Origin of the sequence: uncultured Tateyamaria sp. (assembly GCF_947503705.1) — a bacterium.
Classification (GTDB): domain Bacteria; phylum Pseudomonadota; class Alphaproteobacteria; order Rhodobacterales; family Rhodobacteraceae; genus Tateyamaria.
In genome coordinates this window covers 109,855-122,195 of the sequence record NZ_CANNES010000005.1, presented here as the reverse complement: position 1 = coordinate 122,195, position 12,341 = coordinate 109,855, and the positions used below count along the sequence as shown (strand labels likewise).

The following is a 12,341-nucleotide window of genomic DNA, read 5'->3' as shown; positions in this document are numbered from 1 at the left end:
TTAACGGACAATCGTCCCGGTCCGGCGCATTTTGCGCTGCAATTGCATGATGCCATAAAGCAGCGCCTCGGCCGTGGGCGGGCAACCCGGCACATAGACGTCCACCGGCACGATGCGGTCGCAGCCGCGCACCACGGAATAGCTGTAGTGATAGTACCCGCCGCCATTGGCGCAGGACCCCATCGAGATCACGTAGCGCGGCTCCGGCATCTGGTCGTAGACCTTGCGCAGGGCGGGCGCCATTTTGTTGGTCAGCGTGCCCGCAACAATCATCAGGTCGGACTGACGGGGGGAGGCGCGGGGCGCTGTGCCGAACCGCTCCATGTCATAGCGGGGCATGGCGGTGTGCATCATTTCGACCGCGCAGCAGGCCAGACCAAAGGTCATCCAGTGCAGCGACCCTGTGCGCGCCCAGTTGATGATGTCATCGGTCGAGGTCAGCAGGAAACCCTTGTCCTGCAACTCCGCATTCAGGGCCTGCGTGGCGTGGTCCTTGTCACCGCCTGCAACGGCGGGACCAAAGGACCCTGCGTCTGTTACTGCCATTCCAGTGCCCCCTTCTTCCACTCATAGGCAAAGCCGATGGTCAGGACCCCAAGAAAGACCATCATCGACCAGAACCCAACCATGCTGATGTCCTGAAAGGCGACGGCCCAAGGGAACAGGAAAGCAATTTCGAGGTCAAAGATGATGAACAGGATCGACACCAGATAAAACCGAACATCAAACTTCATCCGGGCATCGTCAAAGGCGTTGAACCCGCATTCATAGGCGCTGACTTTTTCGGGGTCCGGATTGCGGACCGCAACGATCACAGCGGCAAGGATCAGGACAAGGCCGAGGCCGATGGCGACGGCCAGAAAAACGAGAATGGGGAGGTACTCCCGCAGCATCTCTTCCATGATGGCTCCTTCAGTGTTGCGCGGCAGGCCCGCGCATGCGGTCAACTGGCAAGGCTGACTGCGCACCGGTTTACGCCTCTGACCCGGCAGGGTCAATAAAGGCAAAGGCCGGAAGTGACGCAAAAACATGGTTGTTTTTGACGCAGCTTTGTCACCCGCTCAGGAATTGAGCACAGTCCAGTCTGCCAATATCAACCCGCTCTTGACCGGCGACACCCGTACAAGCACGCGGATTGCCCCCCGTCCCGGCACAGTTAGTGTCATTTCGGCCTCTGGATGGCCCTCTTCCAGCACAGCCGCGACACGCGGCGGCAAACGCATAACGTCGAGGTAACTCAGGCCCAGTTGGCTGCGCACTGCCAGATTGGCAAAGACCAGGTCGCCATCTGTATTTTGTACCGTCAACGCGCGGTCGCGCAATTCCGCAAGCACGGACAATATCGCATCGGTTTCAGCCAATGCCGCACTGAGCGCCCTTTGTTCGAAACGCAGGATGTGGCGTTCGATCTTGCTTTCGGCCAGGTCGGCAACCGCCAGCATGTATTCCACCTCGCCCTGGGTCCACAATCGCGGCTCAGAAGACAGGCCGCACATCGCGCCCACGACCTCGCCACTTTCCAGCCGCAAGGGTACACCGACATAGGCCCCGATCCCCAGCGCGGCGACAGCGGGGGTGTTTCGCAGGGCGAGGTCTTTTGCAATGTCGGCCACGCGCACGGGCGCGCCTTGGCGGACCGTATGGGCACAAATCAGGTCGCGGGCCGATACGGCGCGGTTGGCGGCGGTATTGACCTCTGGCGGGCGTCCCAGAGCGACCAATGCATCCTCGTGCACGATGCTGATCAGGCAACCTTTGCAATTCAATGCGGCCTGAACCGAGTGCGCAAGAGCTGAGAACTCAGCCATATTGCTGAAATCAATTGAATAATGCGTCATCCGTCCGGTCCCATAAAGCGCGCTGTTTGTACCGACTGAGAAACAGAAACAAATTATATACGAAATAAAATAACCCCAGGGGATCAAAAATCAAAATTAAATTACCAAAGCCCTTTCATTTTAGCGAAATATCCCGCCACAAGTTGAATCCAGACACAAAAAAACGCCGCACGACATTCGCACGACGCATCAGGGAAGTGTGTGCCTGGCTCAAAGCAACAAAATGTCTGACGCACCGATCCCCATCCGCAAGGCATGGATATCCTGCAAATCCGGATCAGCCTTCCAGGCTTGCGCCGCCGCTCTGTCCGGGAATTGCAAAAGCGCCATCATATCGGGTGTGGGCGCGGTGCCTTCCAACACGCTTGGCTCTGGCGAGGCTTGCACAACCGAACCACCGTGGCGGGCCAATGCTTCGGCGGCCTTTTCACGATACAGCGCAAGGGTTTCGGGATTGCTCACTTTGAGCAGTACAACAGCATGAGTGGTCATCGCAGGGTCCTTTCTGACGTGCTGAGGCAAATGTACTGGCTCTATCCCTGAGCGATAACTGATGATAGATGCGGGCTGGCTGTGCAAAAACGATCAGGGTACGCAATGAACTGGGACGATCTGCGATATGTGCTCGAAACTGTGCGCCAAGGCGGGTTGAGTGGTGCGGCCCGGGCCTTGGGGGTGAACCACGCTACGGTCGCGCGCCGGATTACGGCCGCAGAAGACAGCCTTGGCACCCCGCTCTTTGACCGCCGATTGACCGGGTACGTGCCGACCGAGGCGGGCCAAGACGCGGCCCGCGCCGCCGAAGATATCGAAGCGCGTCACGCCGCCCTGACCCGCGCCATCGCCGCACGTGACGCCATGATCAGTGGTCCGTTGACAATCACGGCACCGCAATTGCTGATTCAGTATACGCTCGCACCTGTCCTGCGCGACTTTGCCGCCGCCTATCCGGATGTGCAGGTCACCGCGCTTGGGGCAAACGCGCCGTTGAACCTGGCCCACCGCGAAGCAGATGTGGCCATTCGCATTTCAAACGATCCCGACCCGGACCTTTTTGGCCGCAAGGTCGCTGAACAGCGCGCGGCCGTTTATGCAAGTCATAGCTATGTCGCACAGTTGCAGGCAGATCCTGATCAAAGGTTGGAATGGATTCGGTTCCTGCATTGGCAAAGGCCAGGTGCTGCGGTCGAAGCGGCCTATCCCAACATGCGTATCGCAATGCATCTTGACGATATGGTGGCGATGCTCGGTGCGCTGCGGGCGGGCATCGGGGCGTCTCGCCTGCCTTGTTTTTTGGGGGATAGCGACTCCGAGCTGATCCGCGTGCCGGGCATTCCACTACAGCCCTATACGCCGATCTGGATTCTGACCCATTCCGACATGCGGCATGTTCCACGCATTGCAGCCTTCACAGATTTTGTGTGGACGGCGATGCGGTCAATGCGGCCTGCGTTTCTGGGGGATTAGGGCATCCAAGCCGCTTTGCGTTTGTCAAAAAACGCGCCGATGCCCTCGGCGGCCTCTTCTGTTTCCCAGCGGGATTTGAGGGCCTGAATTGTCATTTCAATCGTTTCAGCATCTATGCGCGGACCCAACTGGCGGGCCAAAGCCTTGGCGGCTGCCACGGCACCGGGCGCGCAGGTCAGATAGGGCGCAACCTCTGCCTCGATCGCCTCGGCCAACGCGTCGCCGGGCACGGAACGGGCCAAGAGGCCCAGATCGACAGCCTCTGACGCATCGAACAAGCGGGCCGACATGAAGATCCGGCGCGCGCGTCCCTCGCCCATTCGGGCCAAGACGTAGGGGCCAATGGTTGCCGGGATGATGCCCAGTCGCGTTTCGGTCAGACCCATGCGCAGATGATCCACGCCAATGGCCACGTCGCAAATCGAGGCCATGCCGACACCACCGCCAAAGGCGTTGCCTTGTAGTGCCCCGATCAGCGGCTTGGGCATTGTGTTGAGGGCTTGCAGCATATGGGCCAGTTTTGCCGCCTCGCGGGCGCGGGTCTCTGCATCCGCATGCATCTGTTCGCGCATCCAACCCAGATCGCCACCGGCGCAAAAACTTTTGCCCGCCCCTGTCAGAACCACAACGCGCACACCATCATTCGCCCCCAGATCAGCGGCGGCCTGGGTCAGCTCTGCCAACATCTGGGCGCTGAGCGCATTGTGTTTTTCAGGGCGATTCAAAGTGAGCGTCGCCACGCCACGTGCATCGGTCGAGATAGAAATCGTGTCGAACATAACGCTCCCTTTCCTGCGGGCGGTGGCGATTTCCGGCGCGGAAATCGGCCCGGAAACCGTGTCGGTTTCCGCCCGCTCAGTGTCGTAGCGCCCGCGCTATATCAGCGGCCTTCGCGATCTTTTCCGGTGAGAGGCCCGTCTCATAGCCCAGCCGCGTCAAATGTTCGTCAACCGCCTCGGTCGCCACATTGCCCGCAGCTCCCGGCGCAAACGGGCATCCGCCCAGACCGCCCACAGCGGCGTCAAACACCCGCATACCAAGGCTGAGCGAGGCATCTATATTATCTAGGGCTCTGCCATCGGTGTCATGGTAATGGCCCGCCAACCGTCCAACAGGTACCACGTCGCGCACGGCCAACAGCATCCGTGCGATAGCATCAGGTGTTCCGCGTCCCAGCGTGTCACCCAGACTGATCTCGTAGCATCCCATGGCAAAGAGCCTGTCTGCCACCCGCGCAACGGCTGTCGGATCAACGACCCCGTCATAGGGACACTCGACCACGCAAGACACATAGCCCCGCACCGGCAGATCAATGGCCCGCGCCGCTTCGATCACGGGCGCAAACCGCTCAAGCGATTCCTCGATGGAGGCGTTGATATTGGCCTTGGAAAACCCTTCGCTCGCGGATCCAAAGACGGAAATCTCATCCGCTCCAGCCGCCCGCGCGTCCTCGAACCCGCGCATATTGGGCGTCAGAGCGGCATAGCGCACGCCGGGCGCACGTGTGATACCCGCCAGCACCTCTGCGCTGCCTGCCATCTGGGGCACCCGTTTGGGGTTCACGAAACTGGCACATTCGATCCGGCCAAAACCCGCATCGCTCAGCACATCGACAAGCGCAACCTTGTCGGCCACCGATATCTCACCCGGCTCGTTTTGCAGGCCGTCGCGCGGACCCACTTCGAAAATCTCGACTGCACCTGCCATTCAATCCTCCCATGCTGGATAGAAGTCTTGGGCATAAAGGCGCTCGCTGTCCATCGGCAAACTGGCCTGAAAGGCCGGCCGTTCGGTGATGCGGGTGTACCATTTGGCGACCTCCGGGTGGCCGTCCAACCCGCGAAAATGACGCGCCATATAGACTGCCTGCCCCACTGAGACATCCGCAGCAGAAAACCCCGACGTCAGCAAATAATCCCGGTTTTCCACCGGCGTCGACAGCCGCGCCTCCAGCGCATCATAGCATTTGGCGAGGCGTGCGGCTTCCAGCTTCATCACCGTCGGGCTGCGCATTTCATCCGTGTAAAGGACCACATGTTGCTGGGTCAGGGCTGCGGCGTGTTGGCTGATGGTTTCGGCAAAATGCACCCAGACCAGCCAGGCCATCCGGTCCGGGCTGCCAGTGCTGCGGCCCAACCGGTCGGGGCTAAACCTTTCGCAAAGATATTCGGTGATTGCACCGGTCTCGAACATCCGCTCGCCCTCGATCTCAAGAGCGGGCACACGCCCCGCAGGACTAAGGCTCAGGTATTCGGGACGGCGGAGGGACTTGTCGAACGGGTGTATGACAACGCGGAAATCGACGTCCAGCTCGTGCAGCAGCCAAAGCGTCCGCATAGAGCGTGATTGCGGACAATGATGCAGCCTGATCATGCCCCGTCCCCTGAATCTTCGAGCCGAACAAGGGCCGCGCCTGCGCTCACCTGATCCCCCTCTTGCGCCATGACTTCGGCCACGATCCCGTCACGGGCGGCCAGCAAGGCGTGCTCCATCTTCATGGCTTCCAGAATGGCCAACCGATCCCCTTTGCAAACTGTGTCGCCCGGGTTTGCAAACATCGCTTTGACGAGGCCCGGCATGGGCGCTTCGATGACATTGCCATCGCCTACGGCCCCGGCGGCCACATCCAGCGGGTCCACGACGTCAAAGCGGATGCCATAGCCGTCAAAGACGGTTACGACCCCACCCGCAACCGCGACGTCCGACGCGGGCACCCCATCAATCAACCAACGACCCTGACGGCATTCAGCCGATACTTGATCCCCGTCCACAGTCCAGCAGTGTTGATCAGGCGCCAGCACTTCGACGACAATATCAAGCGCTTCGCCCTCGCGCGCCAATGGCACCGCGCGGCGCAAGGGTTGCCAAAGATGAAAGCCCGACAGGGGTGCAGTCGTCGTCAAGCCCGCGACAGCCATCGCCGCCGCAACCGCATGGCGCGGCAAGACGGGTGCGGGTGTTGTCAACACTTCAAGATCGCGCGCGATCAGCCCGGTATCGACGTGACCCTTGCTAAAACCATCATGCTCCGCCAGCGCCCCGAGAAACGCCAAATTGGTCACAGTGCCTGCCACTTGCGTGCCCACGAGGGCCTGAGACAGGCGCGAAAGGGCAACCGCCCGCGTAGGCCCGTGCACGATCACTTTGGCAATCATGGGGTCATAAAATGGACTGATCTCGTCACCTGCACGCACACCGCTATCGGCCCGCGCAAAGGCGGGAAAATGCAGATGGCTCAGCGTGCCAGTGGCGGGCAAAAAGCCCGCGGGCACATCTTCGGCGTAAAGCCGCGCCTCAAACGCATGGCCGGTGATGGACAGATCGTCCTGAGTTGCGGGCAATGCTTCGCCTGCCGCCACCCGCAATTGCCATTCGACCAGATCGACGCCGGTGATCGCTTCGGTCACCGGGTGTTCGACCTGCAACCGCGTGTTCATCTCCATGAAGAAAAAACCGTCGGGGCGCAGCGGGCCCGAGCCATCCACGATGAACTCTACAGTCCCTGCCCCTGCATAGCCGATAGCTTGCGCCGCCTTGACCGCGGCGTCGCCCATCGCTGCGCGCATCTGGTCGGTCATTCCAGGTGCCGGGGCTTCTTCGATCACCTTTTGGTGGCGCCGTTGCAGGGAACAGTCGCGTTCAAACAGATGCACAGCGCGGGTGCCATCGCCAAAGACCTGCACCTCGATATGGCGCGGTTGGCTCACGAATTTTTCAACCAGCACATCGGCATTGCCGAACGCTGTGCGCGCCTCGCTGCGGGCGCTGTCCAGTGCTGCGGCAAAACCGGCGGCGTCTTCGACCAGGCGCATGCCCTTGCCGCCGCCACCTGCCACGGCCTTGATCAGCACCGGATACCCGATCTTGTCCGCCTCGGCGGCCAACAGATCATCCGACTGATCCGACCCGTGATAGCCTGGCACAACCGGCACGCCGGCCTCGACCATGAGCGCCTTGGCGGCATCCTTGAGGCCCATGGCGCGGATCGCGTTGGCTGACGGGCCGATGAATGTCAAACCCGCCCCCGTGACCACGTCGACAAAGTCCGGGTTTTCGGACAGAAATCCATAGCCCGGATGGATCGCCTGCGCACCCGTATCAAGGGCCGCCTGAACGATCACATCGCCGCGCAAGTAACTGTCGGCAGGGGCCGATCCGCCGATATGAACCGCCGCATCGGCCATCGCGACATGTTTGGCTTGCGCATCGGCATCCGAATAGACGGCGACGCATCTCACCCCCATGGCTTGGGCGGTTTGCATGACCCGGCAGGCAATTTCGCCCCGGTTGGCGATCAGAATAGTGTCAAACATGGGCGACCTCGCTGGGGCGGCGCAAACACCGACGCAATACCGACAAAAAACCGACGTGATACAGACAGGCCATTTTCACATCCGAAACACGCCAAAGCGTGTCTCCTCAATCGGGGCATTCAGGGCGGCACTCAGGCTCAAATGCAGCACGTCGCGCGCCTTGCGCGGGTCGATGACACCATCGTCCCACAATCGGGCCGATGCATAGAGTGGATGGGCCTGTTCTTCGAACATGTCGATGGTTGGCTGCTTGAAGGCGGCCTCTTCCTCGGCCGACCACGTGCCGCCCGCCCGCTCAATCCCGTCGCGTTTGACCGTTGCCAAAACGCCAGCCGCTTGCGCGCCCCCCATCACGCTGATCCGAGAGTTTGGCCAGGACCACAAAAAACGGGGGCTGTAGGCCCGACCGGCCATGCCGTAATTGCCAGCGCCAAAAGATCCGCCGACGAGCATCGTAACCTTGGGCACGGACGTCGTCGCGACGGCCGTCACCATCTTGGCGCCATGCCGCGCGATACCCTCATTCTCGTATTTGCGCCCCACCATAAAACCAGTAATGTTTTGCAGGAAAACCAATGGGATACGGCGTTGACTGCACAATTCGATAAAATGCGCGCCCTTCTGGGCGGCTTCGGAGAAAAGCACGCCATTGTTGGCGATGATGCCCACTGGACACCCCTTGATATGCGCAAACCCGCAAACCAGCGTTTCGCCAAAGCGGGCCTTGAACGCGTCGAAACGTGACCCGTCAACGATGCGGGCGATGACCTCGTGAATGTCGTAAGGGGTGCGCAAATCAGCCGGAACGACGCCCAGGATTTCGTCAGGGTCAAAGGCCGGCTCTTCGGAACTTTGCAAAGTGACAGTACTGGGTTTGCAAAGGTTAAGGTTTGCGACACTTCTGCGTGCCAAGGCCAAAGCATGTGCATCATCCCGAGCCAGATAATCCGCCACGCCAGACAGGCGGGTGTGCACATCGCCGCCGCCGAGGTCCTCGGCGCTGACCACCTCACCCGTGGCTGCCTTGACCAAAGGGGGACCCGCAAGAAAGATAGTGCCTTGTTCTTTAACGATAATCGTCACATCCGACATCGCAGGCACATAGGCCCCGCCTGCCGTACAAGACCCCATGACAACGGCAATCTGCGGAATGCCCTTTGCGCTCATTTGCGCCTGGTTGAAGAAGATGCGGCCAAAGTGATCGCGGTCGGGGAACACTTCGTCCTGGTTGGGCAAGTTCGCCCCACCGCTGTCCACAAGATAGATGCATGGCAGGTGGTTCTGTTCGGCGATCTCCTGAGCGCGCAGATGCTTTTTGACGGTCATCGGGTAGTAGGTGCCGCCTTTGACTGTGGCGTCATTGCAAATGACCATAACGTCATGGCCCATCACCTGCCCAATGCCCGCAATGACGCCTGCGCAAGGGGCTGCGCCATCATACAAGCCATGCGCAGCGGTCGCGCCCACCTCAAGAAAGGACGAGCCGGGGTCAAGCAAATTTGCCACCCTGTCACGCGGCAACATTTTGCCGCGGCTAACATGGCGCGCACGCGATCGTTCCCCGCCGCCATGCGCTGCCAGCTCAGCCGCCGCTCGCACTTGAGCCAGCGCATCAAGATGGGCCAACCGATTGGCGCGAAAGCTCTCGGATCCGATCAGGGCCTGAGATGTCAGTTTCATGTACTCTCTCCGATTTCTTCTTCGGCGCGGGCTTTTAGTGCCTTGCGGATTACCTTGCCCGGTACGGTCATCGGCAATTCGTTCAAGAACTCTATTTCTCTAGGATATGAATACGTTGCGAGACGTTCCTGAACATATACCTTAAGTTCCTCAACCGTCGCTGTCGCCTCCGGTTTACGGACAACATAGGCTTTGACAATCTGCGTGCGCAGCGGGTCTGGCTTACCTACAACCCCCACCGTGGCCACATCCGGATGAGTCATCAGGCAATCCTCAATCTCGGCCGGCCCGATACGGTAGCCAGCGGATGTGATCACATCATCCTCTCGGCCAAAAAAGCGGATGTCCTGCCCATCGCGTTGCCCCCGATCGCCGGTCAGCATCCAGTCTCCGCGGAATTTCGCAGCCGTTTCATCGGGCCGCTGCCAATACCCCAACATCATGGAGGGTGCGCCACGACGCACTGCAATATCGCCTTCGTCCATGGTCACGTGTCCTTCGGAATCAATGACTTGCACGTCAAAGCCGGGCACTGGCCGCCCCATAAACCCGGGCCGCGCCGCGAACCTGGCCCCGCAGCTCGACACCACCATGTTGCATTCGGTCTGGCCGTAGAATTCGTTGATCGTTAGACCCAATGCGTCGCGCCCCCAGGCCAGCATCTCGGCCCCCAGAGGCTCACCACCGCTGGCGACAGATCGCAAGCCGTCGATCCGGGCATCCGCCGCCTTGAGCATCCGCAAGGCTGTTGGTGGAAAAAATACATTTTTTACATTGCCTTGTGCGATGATTTTCACGCAATTCTCGACGCTAAACTTCGGCATCCGCGCCGCCACGACAGGTACGCCCAAGGCAAGACCCGGCATCAGCACATCAAAGAGCCCGCCGATCCACGCCCAATCCGCAGGCGTCCAGAGACAATCGCCCGGTCGGCCCAGATCATCATGACTCAGCACGACGCCCGGAAGGTGCCCGCCGAGAACCCCATGGCCATGCAGCGCGCCCTTGGGCGTCCCGGTGGTACCAGACGTGTAGATCAGCACAGCAGGCGTTTGCGAGGTCGCCGACGTGAACGGCAGCGGGTCGCCCGAAATACCTAGCTGATCAGCCCGCAAAGGCTTTGCCAGATCGCCCACCAAATCCACCCCATCCTCGTCCGTCAGCACGAATGTGATCCCCGCGTCACCGATCCGCGAGGCCAATGCATCATGCTTGAAGAGTTTGAACAAAGGTACTGAAATCGCACCAATTTTCCAGATCGCAAGATGTGCCGCTGCACACCAGGTCGTTTGACCCAACAGCACACCGACGCGGTCACCTGCTGCCACTTTGGTCCGCAAAAACCGGGCCAAACTGTCAACTTTTTCGGATAGATCGCCGTAGGTCACGTCACGACGTGCGCCGCTTGACAGATCGATAATCGCAGTCTGGTCAGCGGGATGATCGAGTGCTTGGGCGGCCATGTTCATGGCTGCACCTGTTGCGGTACGGTGGACTGCCATGGACGTGGAAGCTTCATATCCCGCCATCCTCAACCACCGAAGTACGGCCCATCCTGTCCACTTGATACAAGGTCACGCCACAGCGCACTTGAAACACGGCGCCGCCCTCGCCCGGCCAACCGGCACAGTCTGCGGTGTCCACACCGTGCATCTGGGCATGAAGTGTTGCCACAGCTTCGATCACACCGCTGGCCTCCAGCGTGAGCTGTCGTTGGCCCAGCCAATAGCCGCCAAGAGCCGCCAAAAGAACCAGTGTCGAGGTGGTGATGAGCACGGAGCGTGGCATCAGCCCATCGCCGTAACCAATTCGCGGCCCACAAGCATGCGCCGGATTTCCGACGTGCCGGCACCGATTTCCATCAGTTTGGCGTCGCGGAATATGCGGGCCACTGGGGCGTCGTTCAGGAACCCGGCACCTCCCATCGCTTGCACCGCCTGATGCGCCTGCTTCATCGCCTCCTCGGAGGCATAAAGACAGCAGGCCGCCGCGTCCTGCCGCGTCACATCGCCCCGATCACAGGCCTTCGCGACTTCGTAGACGTAGGCGCGGGCGGAGTTCATAGCGGTATACATATCCGCAATTTTGCCCTGCATCAGTTGGAACGACCCGATGGGTTGGCCGAATTGGCGGCGCTCGGCCATGTAGGGCATGATCTCGTCCAGGCAGGCGGCCATGATCCCTAGGCCAATGCCCGCCAGCACGACGCGCTCGTAATCCAGTCCCGACATCAGGACCGCAACACCGCGTCCTTCCTCGCCCAGCACGTTCTCGAAAGGCACCTCAACGTCGTCAAAGATCAGCTCAGCCGTGTTCGACCCCCGCATCCCAAGCTTGTCGAAATGGGGTGACGTGGTGAAACCTTTCATGGACTTTTCAATGAGGAAGGCCGTGATGCCCTTGGAACCCGCGTCGGCGTCCGTCTTGGCATAAACCACCAGCGTGTCGGCGTCAGGGCCATTGGTGATCCAGTATTTGTTGCCGTTCAGAATATACCGATCGTTGCGTTTTTCAGCCGACAGCTTCATCGACACCACGTCAGACCCGGCGCCCGCTTCGGACATGGCCAGCGCGCCCACATGCTGACCACTGACCAAACCGGGCAGGTATTTCGCCTTTTGTTCGGGGGTTCCGTTCAGTTTGATCTGGTTTACGCACAGGTTCGAATGCGCGCCATAAGACAGCGAGACAGATGCGCTGGCGCGCGCGAGTTCCTCAACCGCGACGGTGTGGGCAAGGTAGGACAAGCCCGACCCGCCAAACTCTTCCTCAACGGTAATGCCCAAAAGGCCCAGTTCGCCCATTTCGGGCCAGAGTTCGGGCGGGAAGCTGTTGCTGGCGTCAATCTCGGCCGCCATCGGCTTGACCCGTTCTTGCGCCCAACGATGCACCATATCCCGCAATGCATTGACGTCCTCGCCCAAATCAAACTGCATGGATTGAGTGAACATGGCGCGCCTCCCCGATTTAATGAACGCTTGTTCAATTTATATGGAATACTGCGCAGTCTGTCCAGTATCTAGATCAACCGCAAAGGCGCCGT

13 protein-coding genes are annotated in these 12,341 nt (G+C 60.3%); 1 reads left to right on the top strand and 12 read right to left on the bottom strand.

What is annotated here, in order from left to right; translation table 11 throughout:
- The 4 genes from Q1A44_RS12925 to Q1A44_RS12910 all read right to left on the bottom strand — a co-directional run bounded on the left by Q1A44_RS12925 (position 1) and on the right by Q1A44_RS12910 (position 2,330).
- Positions 1–546 (bottom strand): NADH-quinone oxidoreductase subunit B family protein, encoded by a 546-nt coding sequence (locus Q1A44_RS12925; RefSeq protein WP_299625573.1) that lies wholly within the window; start codon positions 544–546, stop codon positions 1–3.
- Positions 537–902, bottom strand: coding sequence for an NADH-quinone oxidoreductase subunit A (locus Q1A44_RS12920; RefSeq protein ID WP_299625570.1), 366 nt, complete (start codon positions 900–902; stop codon positions 537–539). Before Q1A44_RS12920 ends, Q1A44_RS12925 begins: the two co-directional genes overlap by 10 nt.
- A gap of 159 nt (positions 903–1,061) precedes the next feature.
- Positions 1,062–1,808: a GAF domain-containing protein gene (locus Q1A44_RS12915; protein ID WP_299625567.1), complete on the bottom strand. Its 747-nt coding sequence runs from the start codon at positions 1,806–1,808 to the stop codon at positions 1,062–1,064.
- 240 nt (positions 1,809–2,048) lie between these two features.
- A complete protein-coding gene (locus Q1A44_RS12910; RefSeq protein WP_299625564.1) occupies positions 2,049–2,330 on the bottom strand; it encodes a DUF1330 domain-containing protein in 282 nt (93 codons plus the stop codon).
- 105 nt (positions 2,331–2,435) lie between these two features.
- Here Q1A44_RS12910 and Q1A44_RS12905 point away from each other — a divergent pair, with 105 nt between their 5' ends.
- Entirely contained in the window at positions 2,436–3,305 is an 870-nt protein-coding gene (locus tag Q1A44_RS12905; protein WP_299625561.1) for a LysR family transcriptional regulator, read from the top strand.
- Here the strand turns inward: Q1A44_RS12905 and Q1A44_RS12900 are convergent.
- From Q1A44_RS12900 to Q1A44_RS12865, 8 genes are all read right to left on the bottom strand, one after another.
- Positions 3,302–4,084, bottom strand: coding sequence for a crotonase/enoyl-CoA hydratase family protein (locus Q1A44_RS12900; protein ID WP_299625558.1), 783 nt, complete (start codon positions 4,082–4,084; stop codon positions 3,302–3,304). The two genes, Q1A44_RS12905 and Q1A44_RS12900, sit on opposite strands and share 4 nt — an antisense overlap.
- 76 nt (positions 4,085–4,160) lie before the next feature.
- A complete protein-coding gene (locus Q1A44_RS12895; protein WP_299625555.1) occupies positions 4,161–5,012 on the bottom strand; it encodes a hydroxymethylglutaryl-CoA lyase in 852 nt (283 codons plus the stop codon).
- On the bottom strand, positions 5,013–5,678 hold the full coding sequence (locus Q1A44_RS12890; RefSeq protein ID WP_299625552.1) for a glutathione S-transferase family protein: 666 nt from the start codon (positions 5,676–5,678) through the stop codon (positions 5,013–5,015). It abuts the gene before it with no gap.
- Complete coding sequence (locus tag Q1A44_RS12885; RefSeq protein ID WP_299625549.1) at positions 5,675–7,618, bottom strand: acetyl/propionyl/methylcrotonyl-CoA carboxylase subunit alpha; 1,944 nt, start codon at positions 7,616–7,618, stop codon at positions 5,675–5,677. The genes Q1A44_RS12890 and Q1A44_RS12885 overlap by 4 nt, the downstream gene beginning before the upstream one ends.
- 75 nt (positions 7,619–7,693) lie before the next feature.
- Complete coding sequence (locus Q1A44_RS12880) at positions 7,694–9,298, bottom strand: carboxyl transferase domain-containing protein (protein WP_299625546.1); 1,605 nt, start codon at positions 9,296–9,298, stop codon at positions 7,694–7,696.
- Positions 9,295–10,800 carry an AMP-binding protein gene (locus tag Q1A44_RS12875; protein WP_299625543.1) on the bottom strand — a complete coding sequence of 502 codons (1,506 nt, stop codon included), beginning with the start codon at positions 10,798–10,800 and terminating at the stop codon, positions 9,295–9,297. Before Q1A44_RS12875 ends, Q1A44_RS12880 begins: the two co-directional genes overlap by 4 nt.
- Before the next feature lie 13 nt (positions 10,801–10,813).
- On the bottom strand, positions 10,814–11,086 hold the full coding sequence (locus Q1A44_RS12870) for a hypothetical protein (protein WP_299625541.1): 273 nt from the start codon (positions 11,084–11,086) through the stop codon (positions 10,814–10,816).
- Positions 11,086–12,249 carry an isovaleryl-CoA dehydrogenase gene (locus Q1A44_RS12865; protein WP_299625539.1) on the bottom strand — a complete coding sequence of 388 codons (1,164 nt, stop codon included), beginning with the start codon at positions 12,247–12,249 and terminating at the stop codon, positions 11,086–11,088. Before Q1A44_RS12865 ends, Q1A44_RS12870 begins: the two co-directional genes overlap by 1 nt.
- Positions 12,250–12,341: the final 92 nt, after the last annotated feature.

What these genes read in the sequence shown, in the direction of transcription:
- Q1A44_RS12925 (WP_299625573.1), bottom strand. Translation starts at nt 546, where the DNA reads ATGGCAGTAACAGACGCAGGGTCCTTTGGTCCCGCCGTTGCAGGCGGT.
- Q1A44_RS12920 (WP_299625570.1), bottom strand. Translation starts at nt 902, where the DNA reads ATGGAAGAGATGCTGCGGGAGTACCTCCCCATTCTCGTTTTTCTGGCC.
- Q1A44_RS12915 (WP_299625567.1), bottom strand. Translation starts at nt 1,808, where the DNA reads ATGGCTGAGTTCTCAGCTCTTGCGCACTCGGTTCAGGCCGCATTGAAT.
- Q1A44_RS12910 (WP_299625564.1), bottom strand. Translation starts at nt 2,330, where the DNA reads ATGACCACTCATGCTGTTGTACTGCTCAAAGTGAGCAATCCCGAAACC.
- Q1A44_RS12905 (WP_299625561.1), top strand. Translation starts at nt 2,436, where the DNA reads ATGAACTGGGACGATCTGCGATATGTGCTCGAAACTGTGCGCCAAGGC.
- Q1A44_RS12900 (WP_299625558.1), bottom strand. Translation starts at nt 4,084, where the DNA reads ATGTTCGACACGATTTCTATCTCGACCGATGCACGTGGCGTGGCGACG.
- Q1A44_RS12895 (WP_299625555.1), bottom strand. Translation starts at nt 5,012, where the DNA reads ATGGCAGGTGCAGTCGAGATTTTCGAAGTGGGTCCGCGCGACGGCCTG.
- Q1A44_RS12890 (WP_299625552.1), bottom strand. Translation starts at nt 5,678, where the DNA reads ATGATCAGGCTGCATCATTGTCCGCAATCACGCTCTATGCGGACGCTT.
- Q1A44_RS12885 (WP_299625549.1), bottom strand. Translation starts at nt 7,618, where the DNA reads ATGTTTGACACTATTCTGATCGCCAACCGGGGCGAAATTGCCTGCCGG.
- Q1A44_RS12880 (WP_299625546.1), bottom strand. Translation starts at nt 9,298, where the DNA reads ATGAAACTGACATCTCAGGCCCTGATCGGATCCGAGAGCTTTCGCGCC.
- Q1A44_RS12875 (WP_299625543.1), bottom strand. Translation starts at nt 10,800, where the DNA reads ATGGCAGTCCACCGTACCGCAACAGGTGCAGCCATGAACATGGCCGCC.
- Q1A44_RS12870 (WP_299625541.1), bottom strand. Translation starts at nt 11,086, where the DNA reads ATGCCACGCTCCGTGCTCATCACCACCTCGACACTGGTTCTTTTGGCG.
- Q1A44_RS12865 (WP_299625539.1), bottom strand. Translation starts at nt 12,249, where the DNA reads ATGTTCACTCAATCCATGCAGTTTGATTTGGGCGAGGACGTCAATGCA.